Origin of the sequence: Pseudomonas juntendi (assembly GCF_009932375.1) — a bacterium.
In the GTDB taxonomy this organism is placed as follows: domain Bacteria; phylum Pseudomonadota; class Gammaproteobacteria; order Pseudomonadales; family Pseudomonadaceae; genus Aquipseudomonas; species Aquipseudomonas juntendi.
Genome location: NZ_BLJG01000115.1, coordinates 1 through 20,640 on the forward strand (window position 1 = coordinate 1; position 20,640 = coordinate 20,640).

Genomic DNA, 20,640 nt, shown 5'->3' on the forward strand with positions numbered 1-20,640 from the left:
TCCTGACCAGCGCAGGCGACCGCCTAGTACATACGGCGCGGTATCGAGCCATGCGCCAAAGGGGCCGCGCGCAAATGACACAGGCATCATTGGCCCGAAACAGATGTGGGAGCCGGCTTGCCGGCGATGCGCCGCGCGGGCGGCGCTCGGTCTCACAGGCGCTGCATTCCTTTCGCCATACAAATGGCGGCCCTCACGCGACCCACGCCAGCCCAACAAACCCCACAATCACGTCTATGCTTGTGGCAGCACCGCACCCAGGGCAGCACTGGCCGGCCGCTTCATCAGCCAGTCATGACCCAACCACTAAAGTATTGACCCAGAGCGGTGCAACCGCCGCGCAAAGCTGCTAGAACACGGCCCTTTCGCATTTACAAGTAGGGGGACTCGCCAGATGAACTTTACAAGGCTCAGAACAGCCCAATTAAATGGCACCAGGCCAAATGATATTAATTATCATTACGAAACTTGTAATTCGTTACCACTCGCAAGAAACATAATTAACAAAAGCGCACGCAATGCCCGAATTTCAAGGCTTTCAGCCATTTACGCGCTGCTGTTGCACTAAATCCTACGGATAAATTTGCTACAGAAATTTTACTTGCACCAGGTTTACCCATAAAATCAGCGCGATTGATTCAGCTGCGACATTTGGTCACTGCATGTGCGACACCAGGTCGCCGCTCTACACTTATTTCAGACTGCAGAGCTGGGTCTCTGTATAAGGATTTCTAGCATGTCCGATTCGGCAGGACTCATCGCCCACAACTGGGGCTTTGCCATCTTCCTCCTGGGTGTCGTCGGCCTGTGCGCCTTCATGCTCGGCCTGTCCAGCCTGCTCGGTAGCAAGGCATGGGGCCGCGCCAAGAACGAACCCTTCGAATCCGGCATGCTGCCCGTCGGCAGCGCCCGCCTGCGCCTGTCCGCCAAATTCTATCTGGTCGCGATGCTGTTCGTGATCTTCGATATCGAAGCCCTCTTTCTCTTTGCATGGTCTGTGTCCGTCCGCGAAAGCGGCTGGACCGGGTTCGTCGAAGCACTCGTTTTCATAGCAATTCTGTTGGCAGGTCTTGTCTACCTATGGCGCGTCGGGGCACTTGATTGGGCTCCCGAAGGTCGCCGCAAGCGGCAAGCGAAGCTGAAACAATGAGGCTTTGGCATGCAATACAATCTCACCAGAATCGATCCGGATGCGCCCAACGAGCAGTACCCGGTCGGTGAACGGGAAACCGTCACCGATCAGCTGCTGGAGGACCAGGTCCACAAGAACATCTTCATGGGCAAGCTCGAAGATGTGCTGCGTGGCGCGGTCAACTGGGGTCGCAAGAACTCACTGTGGCCGTACAACTTCGGCCTGTCCTGCTGCTACGTGGAAATGACCACGGCCTTCACGGCACCCCACGACATCGCCCGCTTCGGTGCCGAAGTCATCCGGGCCTCGCCGCGTCAGGCCGACTTCATGGTCATTGCCGGTACCTGCTTCGTGAAAATGGCGCCGATCATCCAGCGCCTGTACGAGCAGATGCTCGAGCCCAAGTGGGTGATCTCCATGGGGTCGTGCGCCAACTCCGGTGGCATGTACGACATCTACTCGGTCGTTCAGGGGGTCGACAAGTTCCTCCCCGTGGACGTCTATGTGCCTGGCTGCCCGCCACGCCCTGAGGCTTTCCTGCAAGGCTTGATGCTGCTGCAGGAGTCGATCGGCCAAGAACGACGCCCGCTTTCCTGGGTTGTTGGTGATCAAGGTATTTACCGTGCCGAGATGCCAGCCCAGAAAGACTTGCGTCGTGAGCAGCGCATTGCAGTAACCAACCTGCGCAGCCCCGACGAAGTCTGATCCAGCGACCTGCCGCCCGCTCCCCATGGAGCCGGCGGCCTGGCTTCATTCTTAACGTTGACCCAAAGCGACCGAGACCATGACAGCGGACAACGCTATTTTCATTCCGCCCTACAAGGCTGACGACCAGGATGTGGTCGTCGAACTGCACAACCGTTTTGGCGCCGAAGCTTTCGTCGCCCAGGAAACCCGCACCGGCATGCCCGTGCTGTGGGTCAAGCGCGCCCAACTCAAGGAAGTGCTGAGCTTCCTGCGTGGCGTGGCCAAGCCGTACAGCATGCTGTACGACCTGCACGGCGTCGACGAACGCCTGCGTACCCAGCGCCGCGGCCTGCCAGCCGCCGACTTCAGCGTGTTCTACCACCTGCTGTCGGTCGAGCGTAACAGCGACGTGATGATCAAGGTGTCGCTCAGCGAAGGCGACCTCAACCTGCCATCGGTGACCAACATCTGGCCGAACGCCAACTGGTACGAGCGCGAAGTCTGGGACATGTTCGGCATCGACTTTGCCGGCCACCCGCACCTCAGCCGCATCATGATGCCCCCCACCTGGGAAGGCCACCCGCTGCGCAAGGACTACCCGGCCCGTGCCACCGAGTTCGACCCGTACAGCCTGACCCTGGCCAAGCAGCAGCTCGAAGAGGAATCGGCGCGCTTCAACCCTGAAGCCTGGGGCATGAAGCGTCAGGGCGCCAACGAGGACTACATGTTCCTCAACCTCGGCCCCAACCACCCTTCGGCGCACGGTGCATTCCGCATCGTGCTGCAGCTGGACGGTGAAGAGATCGTCGACTGCGTACCGGACATCGGCTACCACCACCGTGGCGCCGAGAAAATGGCCGAGCGCCAGTCCTGGCACAGCTTCATCCCCTACACCGACCGTATCGACTACCTCGGCGGGGTGATGAACAACCTGCCGTACGTGCTCGCGGTGGAGAAGCTGGCCGGCATCCAGGTGCCGCAGAAGGTCGACGTGATCCGCATCATGCTCGCCGAGTTCTTCCGCATCACCAGCCACCTGCTGTTCCTGGGCACCTATATTCAGGACGTGGGTGCCATGACCCCGGTGTTCTTCACCTTCACCGACCGCCAGCGCGCCTACACCGTGATCGAGGCGATCACCGGTTTCCGCCTGCACCCGGCCTGGTACCGCATCGGTGGCGTCGCCCACGACCTGCCGCGCGGCTGGGACAAACTGGTCAAGGACTTCGTCGAATGGCTGCCCAAGCGCCTCGACGAGTACACCAAGGCGGCCTTGCAGAACAGCATCCTCAAGGGCCGTACCATCGGCGTCGCTGCCTACAACACCAAGGAAGCACTGGCCTGGGGCACCACCGGTGCCGGCCTGCGCTCCACCGGTTGCGACTTCGACCTGCGCAAAGCCCGCCCTTACTCCGGCTACGAGAACTTCGAGTTCGAAGTACCGCTGGCCCACAACGGCGATGCCTACGATCGCTGCATGGTCCGTGTCGAGGAGATGCGCCAGAGTATCCGCATCATCGACCAGTGCCTGCGCAACATGCCGGAAGGCCCGTACAAGGCGGATCACCCGCTGACCACGCCGCCGCCGAAAGAGCGCACCTTGCAGCACATCGAAACCCTGATCACGCACTTCCTGCAAGTCTCGTGGGGCCCGGTGATGCCGGCCAACGAGTCGTTCCAGATGATCGAGGCGACCAAGGGCATCAACAGTTACTACCTGACGAGCGATGGCGGCACCATGAGCTACCGCACCCGGATCCGTACCCCGAGCTACCCGCACCTGCAGCAGATCCCTTCGGTGATCAAAGGCAGCATGGTCGCCGACCTCATTGCGTACCTGGGCAGTATCGACTTCGTTATGGCTGACGTGGACCGCTAAGCATGAACAGCACGCTTATCCAGACAGACCGTTTCGCCCTGAGCGAAACCGAGCGCTCGGCCATCGAGCACGAAATGCATCACTACGAGGACCCGCGCGCGGCGTCCATCGAAGCCCTGAAGATCGTTCAGAAGGAACGCGGCTGGGTGCCGGACGGCGCCATTCACGCCATCGGCGAAGTGCTGGGTATTCCGGCCAGCGACGTCGAAGGTGTAGCCACCTTCTACAGCCAGATTTTCCGCCAGCCAGTCGGCCGCCACATCATCCGCGTGTGCGACAGCATGGTCTGCTACATCGGCGGCCACGAATCGGTGGTCAGCCAGATCCAGAACGAACTGGGCATCGGCCTTGGCCAGACTACCGCAGACGGCCGCTTCACCCTGCTGCCGGTATGCTGCCTGGGCAACTGCGACAAAGCCCCGGCGCTGATGATCGACGACGACACCTTCGGTGACGTGCAGCCGGCTGGCGTTTCCAAACTGCTGGAGGGTTACGTATGACCATTACTTCCTTCGGCCCGGCCAACCGCATCGCGCGCACGGCCGAAACCCACCCGCTGACTTGGCGCCTGCGTGACGACGGCGAACCGGTATGGCTGGCCGAGTATGAATCGAAGAACGGCTACGCCGCCGCGCGCAAGGCGCTGGCAGACATGTCGGCCGACGATATCGTACAAAGCGTCAAGGACTCCGGCCTCAAGGGCCGTGGTGGCGCCGGCTTCCCCACCGGGGTGAAGTGGGGCCTGATGCCCAAAGACGAATCCATGAACATCCGCTACCTGCTGTGCAACGCGGACGAAATGGAGCCCAACACCTGGAAGGACCGCATGCTGATGGAGCAACAGCCCCATCTGCTGGTGGAGGGCATGCTGATCAGCGCCCGCGCCCTGAAGGCCTACCGCGGCTACATCTTCCTGCGCGGCGAATACACCACCGCCGCGAAAAACCTCAACCGCGCCATCGATGAAGCCAAGGCCGCAGGCCTTTTGGGCAAGAACATCCTGGGCAGCGGTTTCGATTTCGAGCTGTTCGTGCACACCGGTGCCGGGCGCTACATCTGCGGTGAAGAAACCGCGCTGATCAACTCGCTGGAAGGCCGCCGCGCCAACCCGCGCTCCAAGCCGCCCTTCCCTGCTGCGGTGGGTGTATGGGGCAAACCGACCTGCGTGAACAACGTCGAAACGCTGTGCAACGTGCCAGCCATCGTCGCCAACGGCAACGACTGGTACAAGTCGCTGGCCCGTGAAGGCAGCGAAGACCACGGCACCAAGCTGATGGGCTTCTCCGGCAAGGTCAAGAACCCGGGCCTGTGGGAACTGCCGTTCGGCGTTACCGCCCGCGAGCTGTTCGAAGACTACGCCGGTGGCATGCGTGACGGCTTCAAGCTCAAGTGCTGGCAGCCAGGCGGCGCCGGTACCGGCTTCCTGCTGCCCGAGCACCTCGACGCGCAGATGTACGCCGGTGGCATCGCCAAAGTCGGCACCCGCATGGGTACGGGCCTGGCCATGGCGGTCGACGACAGCGTCAACATGGTGTCGCTGCTGCGCAACATGGAAGAGTTCTTCGCCCGCGAGTCGTGTGGCTGGTGCACCCCTTGCCGTGACGGCCTGCCGTGGAGCGTGAAAATGCTCCGCGCACTGGAAAACGGCCAGGGCCGCGCCGAAGACATCGAGACGCTGCTGGGGCTGGTCAACTTCCTCGGCCCAGGCCGTACCTTCTGTGCTCACGCACCGGGTGCCGTCGAGCCATTGGGCAGTGCCATCAAATACTTCCGCTCGGAGTTCGAGGCCGGTGTGGCGCCTGAAAGCGCTGGCACCCTGCGCCCGAACCTGGCGAAGCCGATTGTGGTCGGCGCATAAAAAGATAGAACGCGGGTGGTCCGTGCCACCCGCCAGCCCGCCGGCAGGCCCGAATGACTCGTGGCGTGCCGCAGGCTCACCGATTTCCATTAGCCACGCCCGCTCACGCGGGCCAACGAAGAACTTTGAACAATGGCCACTATCCACGTAGACGGCAAAGCGCTCGAAGTCAACGGTGCTGACAACCTTTTACAGGCGTGTCTGTCACTCGGCCTCGACATCCCTTATTTCTGCTGGCACCCCGCGCTTGGTAGCGTGGGTGCCTGCCGGCAGTGCGCGGTGAAGCAGTACACCGACGAGAACGACACCCGTGGTCGTATCGTCATGTCCTGCATGACCCCTGCTTCCGACGGCACCTGGATCTCCATCGACGATGAAGAGTCCAAGGCGTTCCGCGCCAGCGTCGTCGAATGGCTGATGACCAACCACCCGCACGACTGCCCGGTGTGCGAGGAAGGCGGTCACTGCCACCTGCAGGACATGACGGTAATGACCGGCCACAACGAGCGCCGCTACCGTTTCACCAAGCGTACCCACCAGAACCAGGACCTCGGCCCGTTCATCGCCCATGAGATGAACCGCTGCATCGCCTGCTACCGCTGCGTGCGCTACTACAAGGACTACGCCGGCGGGACCGACCTGGGTGTCTACGGCGCCCACGACAACGTGTACTTCGGTCGCGTCGAAGACGGCGTGCTGGAAAGCGAGTTCTCCGGCAACCTGACCGAAGTCTGCCCAACGGGCGTGTTCACCGACAAGACCCACTCCGAGCGCTACAACCGCAAGTGGGACATGCAGTTTGCCCCGAGCATCTGCCATGGCTGCTCCAGCGGCTGCAACATCAGCCCGGGCGAGCGCTACGGCGAGCTGCGCCGTATCGAAAACCGCTTCAACGGTTCGGTGAACCAGTACTTCCTGTGCGACCGCGGCCGCTTTGGCTACGGTTACGTCAACCGCACGGACCGCCCGCGCCAGCCACAACTGGCCGACGGCACCAAGCTGGGCCTGGACGCCGCCCTGGACAAGGCCGCCGACCTGCTGCGCGGCCGCACCATCGTCGGCATCGGTTCGCCACGCGCCAGCCTCGAAAGCAACTACGGCCTGCGTGAGCTGGTCGGTGCCGAGTACTTCTACTCGGGCATGGAAGCTGGCGAGCTGGCCCGGGTGCGCCTGGCCCTGGACGTGCTGAACAACAGCCCGCTGCCGGTGCCGACCCTGCGCGACATCGAAGACCACGACGCCGTGTTCGTGCTGGGTGAAGACCTGACCCAGACCGCTGCCCGCGTCGCCCTGGCTGTGCGCCAGGCGACCAAGGGCAAGGCCGAGGCCATGGCCGAAGCGATGAAGGTGCAGCCTTGGCTCGACGCTGCCGTGAAGAACATCGGCCAGCACGCGCTGTACCCGCTGTTCATCGCTTCGCTGGCGCAAACCAAGCTGGACGACGTGGCTGAAGAGTGCGTGCACGCAGCCCCCGCCGACCTGGCCCGCCTCGGCTTCGCAGTGGCTCACGCCATCGACCCGAGCGCCCCGGCTGTCGAAGGCCTGGACGCCGAAGCCAAAGCCCTGGCCCAGCGCATCGCCGACGCCCTGGTGGCCGCCAAGCGCCCATTGGTGGTAGCGGGCACTTCGCTGGCCGACCCGGCCCTGATCGAAGCCGCCGCCAACATCGCCAAGGCCCTGAAGCTGCGCGAGAAAAACGGCTCCCTGAGCCTGGTGGTGCCAGAGGCCAACAGCATCGGCCTGGCCATGCTCGGTGGCGAGTCGGTGGATGCCGCGCTGGACGCCGTCATCAGCGGCAAAGCCGATGCGATCGTGGTGCTGGAAAACGACCTGTACGCCCGCGTAGCGGCTGCCAAGGTCGACGCAGCTCTGGCGGCCGCCAAAGTGGTGATCGTCGCCGACCACTCGAAAACCCCGACGGTCGACCGCGCCCACCTGGTGTTGCCGGCCGCCTCGTTCGCCGAAGGCGACGGTACCCTGGTCAGCCAGGAAGGCCGTGCCCAGCGCTTCTTCCAGGTGTTCGACCCGCAGTACCTGGACAGCAGCATCCAGATCCACGAAGGCTGGCGCTGGATGCACGCCCTGCGTGCCACCCTGCTGAACAAGCCGGTCGACTGGACGCAACTGGACCACGTCACCAGCGCCTGTGCGGCTGCCGCGCCGCAACTGGCCGGCATCGTCAATGCCGCGCCAAGCGCCGCGTTCCGCATCAAGGGCATGAAGCTGGCCCGCGAGCCGCTGCGCTACTCCGGCCGTACCGCCATGCGCGCCAACATCAGCGTGCACGAGCCACGTACCCCGCAAGACAAGGACACCGCGTTCGCCTTCTCCATGGAAGGCTACTCGGGCTCGGCCGAACCGCGCCAGCAGGTGCCGTTCGCCTGGTCGCCGGGCTGGAACTCGCCGCAAGCCTGGAACAAGTTCCAGGACGAGGTCGGTGGCCACCTGCGTGCTGGTGACCCGGGCGTGCGCCTGATCGAGTCGCAAGGCGACCGCCTGAACTGGTTCAGCGCCATTCCGGGCGCCTTCAACCCGGCCCGTGGCACCTGGACGGCGGTGCCGTTCTTCCACCTGTTCGGCAGTGAAGAAAGCTCCTCGCGCGCCGCCCCGGTGCAACAGCGTATTCCGGCGGCCTACGTGGCCCTGGCCAAGTCCGAGGCCGACCGCCTGGGCGTCAACGAAGGTGCGCTGCTGAGCCTGACCGTTGCCGGTGTGGCCCTGCGCCTGCCGCTGCGTATCAATGAAGAGCTGGGCGCTGGCCTGGTCGCGCTGCCGAAAGGCCTGGCCGGCATTCCGCCTGCCATCTTCGGTGCACCCGTCGAAGGTCTGCAGGAGGCAGCACAATGAGCTGGTTCACCCCCGAAGTGATCGATGTGATCATCCAGGTCGTCAAGGCTATCGTGGTGCTGTTGGCCGTGGTGGTCTGCGGCGCCCTGCTCAGCTTCGTCGAACGCCGCTTGCTGGGCTGGTGGCAGGACCGCTACGGTCCGAACCGTGTCGGCCCGTTCGGCATGTTCCAGATCGCAGCCGACATGCTGAAGATGTTCTTCAAGGAAGACTGGAACCCGCCCTTCGTCGACAAGATGATCTTCACCCTGGCGCCAGTCGTGGCCATGAGCGCCCTGCTGATCGGCTTCTCGATCATCCCGATCACCCCGGGCTGGGGCGTCGCCGACCTGAACATCGGCCTGCTGTTCTTCTTCGCCATGGCCGGCCTGTCGGTCTACGCGGTGCTGTTTGCCGGCTGGTCGTCGAACAACAAGTACGCCCTGTTGGGCAGCTTGCGGGCGTCGGCACAGACCGTGTCGTACGAAGTGTTCCTGGGCCTGGCGCTGATGGGCGTGGTGGTGCAGGTGGGCTCGTTCAACATGCGCGACATCGTCGAGTACCAGGCGCAGAACCTGTGGTTCATCATTCCGCAGTTCTTCGGCTTCTGCACCTTCTTCATCGCTGGCGTGGCCGTGACTCACCGTCACCCGTTCGACCAGCCGGAAGCGGAACAGGAACTGGCCGACGGCTACCACATCGAGTATGCCGGCATGAAGTGGGGCATGTTCTTCGTCGGTGAGTACATCGGCATCATCCTCATCTCGGCGCTGCTGGTAACCCTGTTCTTCGGCGGCTGGCACGGCCCGTTCGGCATCCTGCCGCAACTGCCGTTCCTGTGGTTCGCATTGAAGACCGCGTTCTTCATCATGCTGTTCATCCTGCTGCGCGCCTCGATCCCGCGCCCACGCTATGACCAGGTGATGGACTTCAGCTGGAAGTTCTGCCTGCCGCTGACCCTGATCAATTTGCTGGTGACCGCTGCGCTCGTGCTCTACAACACGCCAGCCGTCGCGGCCCAGTGAGGATTTGACCCATGTTCAAGTATATCGGCGACATCGTTAAAGGCACCGGCACCCAGCTGCGCAGCCTGGCCATGGTGTTCTCCCACGGGTTTCGCAAACGCGACACCCTTCAGTACCCCGAAGAGCCCGTGTACCTGCCGCCGCGCTACCGCGGCCGCATCGTGCTCACCCGCGACCCCGACGGCGAGGAGCGCTGCGTAGCGTGCAACCTCTGCGCGGTGGCCTGCCCGGTCGGCTGCATCTCGCTGCAGAAAGCCGAAACCGAGGACGGCCGCTGGTACCCGGAGTTCTTCCGCATCAACTTCTCGCGCTGCATCTTCTGCGGCCTGTGTGAAGAAGCGTGCCCGACCACCGCGATCCAGCTGACTCCGGATTTCGAAATGGCCGAGTTCAAGCGTCAGGACCTGGTGTACGAGAAAGAAGATCTGCTGATCTCCGGCCCCGGCAAGAACCCTGACTACAACTTCTACCGTGTTGCGGGTATGGCCATCGCTGGCAAGCCGAAAGGCGCTGCACAGAACGAAGCCGAGCCGATCAACGTGAAGAGCTTGCTCCCATAAGGACAGAAAGATGGAATTCGCTTTCTACTTCGCATCCGGGATCGCCGTGGTGTCCACCCTTCGGGTGGTGACCGGCACCAACCCCGTGCACGCCTTGCTTTACCTGATCATTTCGCTGATTTCCGTGGCCATGATCTTCTTCTCCCTGGGTGCACCGTTCGCCGGTGCCCTGGAAGTGATCGCCTACGCCGGCGCCATCATGGTGCTGTTCGTGTTCGTGGTGATGATGCTCAACCTCGGGCCGGCTTCGGTGGCCCAGGAGCGCGGCTGGCTCAAGCCCGGCATCTGGGCCGGGCCGGTCATCCTTGGCGCCCTGCTGCTGGCAGAGCTGCTGTACGTGCTGTTCGTCACCCCGAGCGGCGCCGGCATCAGCGGTACCACCGTGGGCCCGAAAGCCGTGGGTGTCAGCCTGTTCGGCCCCTACCTGCTGGTGGTCGAACTGGCGTCGATGCTGCTGCTGGCGGCAGCTGTGACCGCCTTCCACCTGGGCCGCAACGAGGCGAAGGAGTAAATCATGGGTGCTATCCCTCTCGAACATGGCCTGGCAGTCGCCGGCATCCTGTTCTGCTTAGGTCTGGTTGGCCTGATGGTCCGCCGCAACATCCTCTTCGTGCTCATGAGCCTGGAAGTCATGATGAACGCCTCTGCCCTGGCGTTCGTCGTCGCCGGGGCCCGTTGGGTCCAGCCCGACGGCCAGGTGATGTTCATTCTGGTGATCAGCCTGGCAGCTGCCGAGGCCAGCATTGGCCTGGCCATCCTGCTGCAGCTGTACCGCCGGTTCCACACTCTCGACATCGATGCTGCCAGTGAGATGCGCGGATGAACCTTCTCTTCCTGACTTTCGTCTTCCCCCTCATCGGCTTCCTGCTGCTGTCGTTCTCGCGCGGACGGTTCTCGGAGAACCTGTCCGCGCTGATCGGCGTCGGCTCGGTAGGCCTGTCGGCGGCCACGGCCGCCTACGTCATCTGGCAATTCAACGTCGCCCCACCTGAAGGCGGCGCTTACAGCCAGTTGCTGTGGCAGTGGATGTCGGTGGACGGCTTCGCGCCGAACTTCACCCTGTACCTGGACGGCCTGTCGGTCACCATGCTCGGCGTGGTCACCGGTGTCGGCTTCCTGATCCACCTGTTCGCCTCCTGGTACATGCGTGGCGAAGCCGGCTACTCGCGCTTCTTCTCGTACACCAACCTGTTCATCGCCAGCATGCTGTTCCTGATCCTTGGCGATAACCTGCTGTTCATCTACTTCGGCTGGGAAGGCGTGGGCCTGTGCTCGTACCTGTTGATCGGCTTCTACTACAGCAACCGCAACAACGGTAATGCCGCGCTCAAGGCATTCATCGTCACCCGCATCGGCGACGTGTTCATGGCCATCGGCCTGTTCATCCTGTTCGCCCAGCTGGGTACCTTGAACGTGCAGGAGCTGCTGGTACTGGCACCACAGAAATTCCAGGCGGGCGACACCTGGATGGTGCTGGCAACGCTGATGCTGCTGGGCGGTGCGGTGGGTAAATCGGCCCAGCTGCCACTGCAGACCTGGCTGGCGGACGCGATGGCCGGCCCGACCCCGGTTTCGGCACTGATCCACGCCGCGACCATGGTGACTGCGGGCGTGTACCTGATCGCCCGTACCAACGGCCTGTTCCTGCTGGCACCCGACATCCTGCACCTGGTAGGCGTAGTCGGTGGCGTGACCCTTGTACTGGCCGGCTTCGCCGCGCTGGTGCAAACCGACATCAAGCGTATCCTCGCCTACTCGACCATGAGCCAGATCGGCTACATGTTCCTGGCCCTGGGCGTCGGTGCCTGGGACGCGGCGATCTTCCACCTGATGACCCACGCGTTCTTCAAGGCACTGCTGTTCCTGGCCTCCGGTGCGGTGATCGTTGCCTGCCACCACGAGCAGAACATCTTCAAGATGGGCGGCCTGTGGAAGAAACTGCCCCTGGCCTATGCCAGCTTCGTGATCGGTGGCGCGGCCCTGGCCGCACTGCCGATCGTGACGGTAGGCTTCTACTCCAAGGACGAGATCCTCTGGGAAGCCTTCGCCAGCGGCAACACCGGCCTGCTGTACGCCGGCCTGGTGGGCGCGTTCATGACCTCGCTGTACACCTTCCGCCTGATCTTCATCGCCTTCCATGGCGAAGCCAAGACCGAAGCGCATGCCGGCCACGGCATCAGCCACTGGCTGCCGCTGGGCGTACTGATCGTGCTGTCGACCTTCATCGGTGCCTGGATCACCCCACCGCTGGCCGGCGTGCTGCCTGAAAGCGCCGGCCATGCCGGTGGCGCCGCCAAGCACGCGCTGGAAATCACCTCGGGGTCGATCGCCATTGCCGGTATCCTGCTGGCAGCCCTGCTGTTCCTGGGCAAGCGCAGCTTCGTCAGTGCGGTGGCCAACAGCAGCATCGGCCGCGTGCTTTCGGCCTGGTGGTTCGCTGCCTGGGGCTTCGACTGGATCTACGACAAGCTGTTCGTCAAACCTTACCTGCTGATCAGCCACATGCTGCGCAAGGATCCGGTTGACCGCGGCATTGGCCTCATCCCTCGCCTGGCTCGCGGCGGCCACGTCGCCATGAGCAAGACCGAGACAGGCCAACTGCGCTGGTACACCGCCTCGATCGCCGTTGGCGCAGTGCTGGTACTCGGCGCTGTGGTAGTGGCTGCGGTATGACCATGAACTTTGCGAACCTTGCGACCCTGCAAAAGGAAACGAACCCGTCATGATTTTGCCTTGGCTGATCCTGATCCCCTTCATCGGCGGCTTCCTGTGCTGGCTGGGTGAGCGCTTCGGCGCCACCCTGCCGCGCTGGATCGCGCTGCTGACCATGTCCCTGCTGCTAGGCATCGGCCTGTGGCTGTGGGCTCACGGCGATTACACCCTCGCCCCCGCACCTGGCGCCGAACCGGCCTGGGCCCTGGAATACAAAGTCCAGTGGATCCAGCGCTTCGGCATCAGCATCCACCTGGCCCTCGATGGCCTGTCGCTGCTGATGATCCTGCTTACCGGCCTGCTCGGTGTGCTGTCGGTCCTGTGCTCGTGGAAAGAAATCCAGCGTCACGTCGGCTTCTTCCACCTCAACCTGATGTGGATCCTGGGCGGCGTGGTCGGTGTGTTCCTGGCACTGGACCTGTTCCTGTTCTTCTTCTTCTGGGAAATGATGCTGGTGCCGATGTACTTCCTCATCGCGCTCTGGGGTCACAGCTCGGCAGATGGCAAGAAGACCCGGATCTACGCGGCGACCAAGTTCTTCATCTTCACCCAGGCCAGCGGCCTGATCATGCTGGTGGCGATCCTTGGCCTGGTCCTGGTCAACTACAACACCACCGGCGTGCTCACCTTCAACTACAGCGACCTGCTCAAGGCCCAGTTGCCTGCGGGCGTGGAATACCTGCTGATGCTGGGCTTCTTCATCGCCTTTGCGGTGAAGCTGCCGGTGGTGCCGTTCCACTCCTGGTTGCCTGACGCTCACGCCCAGGCGCCCACTGCAGGTTCCGTGGACCTGGCCGGTATCCTGCTGAAGACTGCGGCCTATGGCCTGCTGCGCTTCGCCCTGCCGCTGTTCCCGAACGCCTCGGCCGAGTTCGCGCCGATTGCCATGACCCTGGGCCTGATCGGCATCTTCTACGGTGCGTTCCTGGCTTTCGCGCAAACCGACATCAAGCGCCTGATCGCCTTCTCCAGCGTCTCGCACATGGGCTTCGTGCTGATCGGTATCTACTCCGGCAGCCAGCAGGCCCTGCAAGGCGCGGTGATCCAGATGCTGGCCCACGGCCTGTCGGCTGCCGCGCTGTTCATCCTGTCGGGCCAGCTGTACGAGCGCCTGCACACCCGTGACATGCGCCAGATGGGCGGCCTGTGGCACCGTATCGCCTACCTGCCCGCCATCAGCCTGTTCTTCGCCGCTGCCTCGCTGGGCCTGCCCGGCACCGGCAACTTCGTCGGCGAGTTCCTGATCCTGCTCGGCAGCTTCGTGCATGTACCGTGGATCACCGTGATCGCCACCACCGGCCTGGTATTTGGCTCGGTGTACTCGCTGATCATGATCCACCGCGCCTACTTCGGCCCGGCCAAGAGCGACACCGTACTGGCCGGCATGGACGGTCGCGAGCTGATCATGGTGCTGGGCCTTGCGGTCCTGCTGATCCTGCTGGGCGTGTATCCGCAGCCATTCCTCGACACCTCTGCCGCCACCATGAGTGGTGTGCAGCAGTGGCTCGGCTCCGCTTTCACTCAACTCGCTTCGGCCCGGTAAGAGCGCTATGGAATTCACCACTCAACACTTCATCGCATTGGCGCCGATGCTGATCACCACCATCACCACGGTGGTGGTGATGCTGGCGATCGCCTGGAAGCGCAACCACTCGCAAACCTTCCTGCTGTCCACCGTGGGCCTGAACCTGGCGCTGCTGTCGATCCTGCCGGTGCTGAAGGTGGCACCGTTGGCGGTCACCCCGCTGCTGACCATCGACAAGTTCGCCTGCCTGTACATGGCGATCATCCTGGTGGCCACGCTGGCTTGCGTCACCCTGGCCCACGCCTACCTGGGCGAAGGCTCCAAAGGCTTCCCGGGCAACCGTGAAGAGCTCTACCTGCTGCTACTGATGTCGGCACTCGGTGGCCTGGTGCTGGTCAGCGCCAACCACCTGGCGGGGCTGTTCATCGGCCTGGAGCTGCTGTCGGTGCCGGTCTACGGCCTGGTGGCCTATGCGTTCTTCAACAAACGCTCGCTGGAAGCCGGTATCAAGTACATGGTGCTGTCGGCCGCCGGGTCAGCGTTCCTGCTGTTCGGCATGGCCTTGCTGTACGCCGACGCCGGCAGCCTGAGCTTCGACCAGATCGGCAAGGCCCTGGCGGCTACCAGCATGCCAAGCCTGGTGGCCCAACTGGGCCTGGGCATGATGCTGGTCGGCCTGGCCTTCAAGCTGTCGCTGGTACCTTTCCACCTGTGGACCCCGGACGTGTACGAAGGCGCCCCGGCGCCGGTTGCCGCGTTCCTGGCAACCGCCAGCAAGGTCGCGGTGTTCGCCGTGGTCGTGCGCCTGTTCATGCTCTCCCCTGCTGCCAGCAGCGGCGTGCTGAGCACCGTACTGGCGGTCATCGCCGTTGCCTCCATCCTGGTCGGTAACCTGCTGGCGCTGACCCAGAGCAACCTCAAGCGCCTGCTCGGTTACTCGTCCATCGCCCACTTCGGTTACCTGCTCATCGCCCTGATCGCCAGCAAGGGCCTGGCCCTGGAAGCCATGGGCGTGTACCTGGTCACCTACGTGATCACCAGCCTGGGCGCCTTCGGGGTCATCACCCTGATGTCCTCGCCCTATGGCGGCCGTGACGCCGATGCCCTGTACGAATACCGCGGCCTGTTCTGGCGCCGCCCGTACCTGACTGCAGTGCTGACCGTGATGATGCTGTCGCTGGCGGGCATCCCGCTGACCGCCGGTTTCATCGGCAAGTTCTACATCATCGCCACCGGTGTCGAGTCGCACCTGTGGTGGCTGGTTGGTGCCCTGGTGATCGGCAGCGCCATTGGCGTGTACTACTACCTGCGTGTCATGGTCACCCTGTACCTGGTCGAGCCGAACCTGCGTCGCCACGACGCACCGCTGAAGTGGGAGCAGCGCACCGGTGGCGTCATGCTGCTGGCCATCGCCATTCTTGCTTTCGTACTGGGTGTGTACCCGCAACCCCTGCTGGAAATGGTCCAGCAAGCCGGCCTGCAACTGATCGGCTGATTGCCCTGGCAATGAAAACACCCCGCTGATGCGGGGTGTTTTTTTATGTGCGTGTTTTAGGTTGCTGAGCATGCCTGCTCATTCACCAGGGCTACCCAGCCCTGCGCCAGGCAGGGCCGCCTTGCGCAAATCACCATTGGCTGAAGGCAGGTAGACTTCCGGGTTGGGCATGCCGCTGGGCGACAGTTCATGGGTCATTTCGAATTCGGCACGTACCGACCAGCCACAGGCCTCGGTTGTGCATTGCAAATAAGCAATGCGCAGGAAAATATGGCGACCTTCACTGGTGCGGATGCGCATCCTGCTGTGGCAGTGCGGGCAGACAAGCTTGTAAGTACTCACGGCAAGTACCTGCAAGCACTGTTCAGGTTCAACTTCAGTGAGAATGCTCGCGAGAGTGTGTCAGTATTGGCCACAAAATCGGGACTATTCTTCAGTTTGGTGTTTCTCATTGCAGAAATGCTCCTTAAAACGCAGGGCTGTATTCATAACGAGTAGTTTAAGCCCATGGAATATCATTAAACCAGTCATGGATATTTGTTATGAGTACTCACGTACTGGCTGCGGTGCTCACGCGGCTCAAGCTTCTAACTGGCGCGCAGTCCGACGCCGATCTTTCGCGCGCACTGTCGGTGAGCCCGCAGACGCTCAGCAGCTGGAAAGTGCGCGATAGCATTCCCTATTCCCTTTGCATCGAGATCGCCAGGCAACATGCCTGCTCGCTGGACTGGCTTCTGCTCGGCCATGGCGAGCAGGCCCCGGCAAGCCGGGGCCTGACGGGTTGGGAAGCCGATGTGCTCGAACGCCTGCGCGCCTTGTCGCCCAGCGACCGCCAAGCCATCTTGCTGTTCATCGAAGACAAGCAGCGAATCCGGCAACTGGAACAGCGGTTGAGCGAGCTGGCAGGTTAACCCCGCTTACGCCAGCGCTGGATCAGTTCACGCGGGTCGAGGGTGTCGACCAGCACCATGACCTTCAGGCTGACCGGAATGACGATTACCGCTGCCACAAAACCGGCCATGCCACGTGACAGCAAGGGCGCCGACTCCGAAATCAGCGGCTCGAACAAATGGCCCACGCCTACGGTGACGAACACCAGCAAGAGTTTCTTGGCCAGTGTCAGCCGCTTGGCGGTGTTGGTGATCAACCGGTCGCGTGCGGCACTGACCAGCAACGCCCCCAGCAGCGCGGCGAACAACACATTGCCATCCACCCCCAGCATCTGCGCCAGGGTTGAACCCAAGTGGTCGCAGAACCATTGTTCAGGCATGTTTCAGCCCTCGTCGCGGTCCAGCCAGGCAAGGCGCGGAACCCAAAGTATGCAGGATCGCGGCTTCGACAAAACGGGTGTAACACACGTGCAAGGCGCGCCCATGGTCATACCCGGCCACGTCCTCGAGGCGTTGGTAGCCCCGCTCACGCAGCGCCGCTCGCCAGCGGGCGAACTCGCTTGCCGCGGCAATCACGGCACAGCGCGCGGCCACCTCCAGCGCCGCATCACTGACTGGCTGCTGCAGCTTCAGCCGTTCATGCAACCTGCCCAAGTCCACCCGCGGCCAGAACGGGTCGTGGCTATCGGCAATGCGTGGTAGGCGATCGGTACTCATGCGTCACCTCCTCATTGCTCGGCCAGCATGCCGTAACGAATAGCCTTGATCACTGCAGCTACCCGGGTGGGCACATCGAATTTGCGCAGGATGTTGGACACGTGGAAATTCACGGTCGACTCCTTGCACGCCAGGATCTGCCCGATTTCCCAGGAACTCTTGCCATAGGCGCACCACAGCAGCACCTGCTGTTCACGTGGTGTCAGGCGCACCGGGGCGTCCGCCAGAGGGTGCTGCGAATGTCGAGCGTTGTCGGTCATGTTTGAACTCCGCGGGTGAGTGAGCACGGCACGCTTGCCGATCTGCGTTCACCTTACGAAGCCCGGGCGGCAGCCTCCATCGCCGCCGCTTGTAAAGAACTTTCGTACAAAAGCGTCTGACGAAAGCAGCGGGAAAATGAGTGCTTTTCTTCGTGCTCCCGGCGGCATTTCGCTCGTCTCAACGCCGTTGTCCATTCGCTTTTCGCCTGGAGTCGTACAATGCGTCGCGTTATGCCCCTGTCATCCTGCCTGGGCCTGCTGGCTGCCATGGGCGCCACCCAGCCCGTCGTGGCGGCACCCTCGGTCGAGCTCGACCAGGTGCTGATCACCGACGAGGAGCAGACCGAACTGACGGCCGCCACCCAGCGCCTGCGCGAAATACCGGGCGCCAGCAACCTGGTGGACATGCAACGCGTCGGCCAAGGCCGGGTGGCCAGCAACCAGGACGTGCTGGCCTACCAGCCCGGTGTGTTCGCACAATCGGCAGGCAACGACGGGATCAAGTTGTCGATCCGCGGCTCAGGCCTCAATCGTGCCCCGGGGGCACATGGCTCTGGCATCTACACGATGTTCGACGGGCTGCCATTGACCGGCCCGGGGGGCACTCCCTACGAGCTGTTCGAACCCTTGTGGCTAAGCCGCGCCGAAGTGTTGCGCGGCGCCAACGGCTTCGATCAGGGCGCGCTGGCACTGGGTGGCGCGATCAACTACGTCACCCACACCGGCTATGACGCTGCACCGCTGCAGGTACGCTACGAGGTGGGCAGCCGCGGCTACCAGCATCGGCATATCAGCTCGGGCCAGGTGCTGGGCAACCTCGACTACTACGTCGCGTTGACCGATGCCGAATACGACGGTTACCAGGCTCACAGCAGCGGCAGTGCCAAGGGCGTGGCTGCCAATGTCGGCTACCGCTTCAACCCCAACCTCGAAACGCGCTTCTACCTGCGCTACCGGGAAACCGAGAACGAACTGGCCGGGCGCCTGACCAAGGACCAGATCAAACACCACCCTCGGGCGGCCAACCCGGCCTACCTGGCCCGTGACGATAGCCGCCCGCAACCGGGCAGCACCTGGGTAGGCAACAAGACTACCTTCTACCTCGACGATGACGCGCGGGTGGAAGCCGGCCTGGTCTACCACGACTACCCCATGGACCTGCGCGAAGGGCCGATGCGCCTGAAGGTGGCCTATACCGACGTCAGCGGCACGCTCAACTATTCGCGCCGCGACAGCCTGTACGGCCACGAGAGCAAGACCACTCTCGGCTGGCGCACCACCAAACACCTGCCAAACAGCGGCGCCTCGCAGTTCGCCCGCACTGGCGACGTGTTCGGTGCAAGAACGCGGGACTTCACCTACCAGGGCTCCGATACCGTGCTGCATGCCGGCAATGACCTGGAACTGGTGCCCAACCTGTGGCTGACCACCGGCCTGGCCATGATCTACACCCGGCGTGAAAGCGACGTCACCTACCCTGCCGAGGGCGGCAAAGTGAGCATGCATGACTGGGATTACGCCCCCCGTGTGGGCTTGCGCTACGACCTTCGGCCGGACCTGCAGGTGTATGGCAACCTCAGCCGTTCAGTCGAGCCGCCACACCCCTGGTCGCTGATCTGGAGCGCACCGAGTACTGGCGGCAAACAGATCCAGCCGATCGAAATGCAGAACCAGACTGCAACCACCCTGGAAGTGGGCGCACGTGGCGATTCGGCCATCGGCCGCTGGGACCTGGCCTGGTACTACGCACAGGTGCGCCACGAACTGCTCGCCGTGGAAGTGGTGCCGAACTTCACCTCCGAGTTCAATGCCAGCGCCACAGTGCACCAAGGTGTGGAAGCCGGCCTCGTCAGCACGTTGTGGGAACGCGCAGGCACGGGCAAGTTGAGCCTGCGCCAGGCCTATACATTCAGTGACTTCCACTACCGCGATGACGAGGCGTTCGGTGACAATCGCCTGCCTGGCATCCCCATGCACTATTACCAAGCCGAGCTGCGCTACGACTGGCCGAACGGTTTCCATGCCGGGGTGAATACCCAGCTGGCATCCAAGGTTCAGGTGGACTACGCCAACAGCTACCACGCTGATGAATATGCCCTGCTCGGCGCGCGTATCGGTTGGGATTCACCCCGCCAGGACTGGCAAACCTGGCTGGACCTGCGCAACCTCACCAACCAGCGTTATGCAGCGACGGTGACGCCCGCCTACAACGATGCCGGTAATGACAATGCGCGCTCCACCCCGGGCGAAGGCTTCAGCGTATACGCCGGGGTTTCCTACAGCTTCCGCTGACGCATGGCGCCCCTTGCAGCAGCGGGCCAGGCCACTGCGGCAAGGGGCATCCCACGAGTGGGTTGGCGGTTCAGACCGACCGGTTCAGCTTTACCCATGAAGCAAACTTGTCGATGAAGGCCTGCAGGAATGGCCGGGTCTTGTCGTTGAGCTTGCCCGACTCGTCGAACAGGTTGGCGGCACCGCCAATGTAGGCTTCGGGCATCTGCATGCACGGCATGTCCAGAAATACCAGCGCCTGGCGCACGGCATGGTTGGCACCAAAGCCGCCGATAGCCCCTGGCGAAACGCTCACCACCGCAGTGGGCTTGCCGCTCCAGGCACTGTGCCCGTAAGGCCGGGAGCCAACGTCAATGGCGTTCTTCAGGCAGCCGGGGACCGAGCGGTTGTATTCAGGGGTGACGAACAGCACGGCATCGCTGCGGCGAATTTCATCGCGAAACCGTTTCCAGTACTCGGGAGCACCCTCGGCCTCGACATCCTCGTTGTACAGCGGCAGATCGCCAATTTCGACGATTTTCAGGGCAAGGCTGGACGATGCCAGCTCCGCAAGTGCGCGGGCGACCTTACGGTTGTAGGACTCCTTGCGCAAGCTACCGACAACAACCGCAACCGAATACACCTGGCTCATGGCAATTTCCTACCTATACGGGTTAAAGGACGATGTAGTTATAGATGACCGTTTCTCGCCGCTTTGGTTTTTTTTCATCGACGCGAAAACTTCCAGCCCTCCTGCACGGTCTATGACTACAGACATTTCCTACGTATTTCAGAGGTTTCCA

General features: G+C 62.8%; 20 protein-coding genes. 15 read left to right on the forward strand and 5 right to left on the reverse strand.

The window, feature by feature from the left end:
* The first annotated feature begins 736 nt into the window (after positions 1-736).
* From GYA94_RS16170 to nuoN, 13 genes are all read left to right on the forward strand, one after another.
* A complete protein-coding gene (locus GYA94_RS16170) occupies positions 737-1,150 on the forward strand; it encodes an NADH-quinone oxidoreductase subunit A (protein ID WP_003251427.1) in 414 nt (137 codons plus the stop codon).
* A 9-nt stretch (positions 1,151-1,159) separates the two neighbouring features.
* Positions 1,160-1,837 (forward strand): NuoB/complex I 20 kDa subunit family protein, encoded by a 678-nt coding sequence (locus GYA94_RS16175; protein WP_003251429.1) that lies wholly within the window; start codon positions 1,160-1,162, stop codon positions 1,835-1,837.
* A gap of 79 nt (positions 1,838-1,916) precedes the next feature.
* Positions 1,917-3,698, forward strand: coding sequence for an NADH-quinone oxidoreductase subunit C/D (nuoC, locus tag GYA94_RS16180; protein WP_110676799.1), 1,782 nt, complete (start codon positions 1,917-1,919; stop codon positions 3,696-3,698).
* A gap of 2 nt (positions 3,699-3,700) precedes the next feature.
* Positions 3,701-4,198: an NADH-quinone oxidoreductase subunit NuoE gene (gene nuoE / locus GYA94_RS16185; protein WP_161892702.1), complete on the forward strand. Its 498-nt coding sequence runs from the start codon at positions 3,701-3,703 to the stop codon at positions 4,196-4,198.
* Positions 4,195-5,556 carry an NADH-quinone oxidoreductase subunit NuoF gene (nuoF, locus tag GYA94_RS16190; protein WP_009686424.1) on the forward strand — a complete coding sequence of 454 codons (1,362 nt, stop codon included), beginning with the start codon at positions 4,195-4,197 and terminating at the stop codon, positions 5,554-5,556. Before nuoE ends, nuoF begins: the two co-directional genes overlap by 4 nt.
* Before the next feature lie 132 nt (positions 5,557-5,688).
* Complete coding sequence (gene nuoG, locus GYA94_RS16195) at positions 5,689-8,403, forward strand: NADH-quinone oxidoreductase subunit NuoG (protein WP_029886630.1); 2,715 nt, start codon at positions 5,689-5,691, stop codon at positions 8,401-8,403.
* Positions 8,400-9,407 carry an NADH-quinone oxidoreductase subunit NuoH gene (nuoH, locus tag GYA94_RS16200; protein ID WP_029886631.1) on the forward strand — a complete coding sequence of 336 codons (1,008 nt, stop codon included), beginning with the start codon at positions 8,400-8,402 and terminating at the stop codon, positions 9,405-9,407. The genes nuoG and nuoH overlap by 4 nt, the downstream gene beginning before the upstream one ends.
* Before the next feature lie 11 nt (positions 9,408-9,418).
* Positions 9,419-9,967 (forward strand): NADH-quinone oxidoreductase subunit NuoI, encoded by a 549-nt coding sequence (nuoI, locus tag GYA94_RS16205; RefSeq protein WP_016488223.1) that lies wholly within the window; start codon positions 9,419-9,421, stop codon positions 9,965-9,967.
* A gap of 10 nt (positions 9,968-9,977) precedes the next feature.
* On the forward strand, positions 9,978-10,478 hold the full coding sequence (nuoJ, locus tag GYA94_RS16210) for an NADH-quinone oxidoreductase subunit J (RefSeq protein WP_009686420.1): 501 nt from the start codon (positions 9,978-9,980) through the stop codon (positions 10,476-10,478).
* A gap of 3 nt (positions 10,479-10,481) precedes the next feature.
* On the forward strand, positions 10,482-10,790 hold the full coding sequence (nuoK, locus tag GYA94_RS16215; RefSeq protein ID WP_003251446.1) for an NADH-quinone oxidoreductase subunit NuoK: 309 nt from the start codon (positions 10,482-10,484) through the stop codon (positions 10,788-10,790).
* Positions 10,787-12,640 (forward strand): NADH-quinone oxidoreductase subunit L, encoded by a 1,854-nt coding sequence (nuoL, locus tag GYA94_RS16220; RefSeq protein ID WP_161892703.1) that lies wholly within the window; start codon positions 10,787-10,789, stop codon positions 12,638-12,640. The genes nuoK and nuoL overlap by 4 nt, the downstream gene beginning before the upstream one ends.
* Before the next feature lie 49 nt (positions 12,641-12,689).
* A complete protein-coding gene (nuoM, locus tag GYA94_RS16225; RefSeq protein WP_029886633.1) occupies positions 12,690-14,222 on the forward strand; it encodes an NADH-quinone oxidoreductase subunit M in 1,533 nt (510 codons plus the stop codon).
* A gap of 7 nt (positions 14,223-14,229) precedes the next feature.
* Positions 14,230-15,699 carry an NADH-quinone oxidoreductase subunit NuoN gene (gene nuoN / locus GYA94_RS16230; RefSeq protein WP_009686417.1) on the forward strand — a complete coding sequence of 490 codons (1,470 nt, stop codon included), beginning with the start codon at positions 14,230-14,232 and terminating at the stop codon, positions 15,697-15,699.
* Between the two features lie 78 nt (positions 15,700-15,777).
* Here the strand turns inward: nuoN and GYA94_RS16235 are convergent, their stop codons facing one another.
* On the reverse strand, positions 15,778-16,041 hold the full coding sequence (locus GYA94_RS16235; RefSeq protein ID WP_110676793.1) for an Ogr/Delta-like zinc finger protein: 264 nt from the start codon (positions 16,039-16,041) through the stop codon (positions 15,778-15,780).
* A 200-nt stretch (positions 16,042-16,241) separates the two neighbouring features.
* Between GYA94_RS16235 and GYA94_RS16240 the strand changes: the two genes are divergently transcribed.
* Complete coding sequence (locus GYA94_RS16240) at positions 16,242-16,610, forward strand: helix-turn-helix domain-containing protein (RefSeq protein WP_161892704.1); 369 nt, start codon at positions 16,242-16,244, stop codon at positions 16,608-16,610.
* Here the strand turns inward: GYA94_RS16240 and GYA94_RS16245 are convergent.
* The 3 genes from GYA94_RS16245 to GYA94_RS16255 are packed head-to-tail and all read right to left on the reverse strand — an operon-like array spanning position 16,607 to position 17,566.
* Positions 16,607-16,969, reverse strand: a complete 363-nt coding sequence (locus GYA94_RS16245) for a hypothetical protein (RefSeq protein ID WP_161892705.1) — start codon at positions 16,967-16,969, stop codon at positions 16,607-16,609. The genes GYA94_RS16240 and GYA94_RS16245 overlap by 4 nt on opposite strands.
* Positions 16,962-17,306 carry a head completion/stabilization protein gene (locus tag GYA94_RS16250; RefSeq protein WP_161892706.1) on the reverse strand — a complete coding sequence of 115 codons (345 nt, stop codon included), beginning with the start codon at positions 17,304-17,306 and terminating at the stop codon, positions 16,962-16,964. Before GYA94_RS16250 ends, GYA94_RS16245 begins: the two co-directional genes overlap by 8 nt.
* A gap of 11 nt (positions 17,307-17,317) precedes the next feature.
* Positions 17,318-17,566, reverse strand: a complete 249-nt coding sequence (locus GYA94_RS16255; RefSeq protein WP_009686412.1) for a helix-turn-helix domain-containing protein — start codon at positions 17,564-17,566, stop codon at positions 17,318-17,320.
* Positions 17,567-17,785: 219 nt separating this feature from the next.
* Here GYA94_RS16255 and GYA94_RS16260 point away from each other — a divergent pair, with 219 nt between their 5' ends.
* Complete coding sequence (locus GYA94_RS16260; protein ID WP_161892707.1) at positions 17,786-19,858, forward strand: TonB-dependent receptor family protein; 2,073 nt, start codon at positions 17,786-17,788, stop codon at positions 19,856-19,858.
* A 70-nt stretch (positions 19,859-19,928) separates the two neighbouring features.
* On the opposite strand, the gene GYA94_RS16265 is transcribed toward GYA94_RS16260, so the two are convergent.
* Positions 19,929-20,489, reverse strand: a complete 561-nt coding sequence (locus GYA94_RS16265; RefSeq protein WP_161892708.1) for an NADPH-dependent FMN reductase — start codon at positions 20,487-20,489, stop codon at positions 19,929-19,931.
* Between the last annotated feature and the right edge of the window lie 151 nt (positions 20,490-20,640).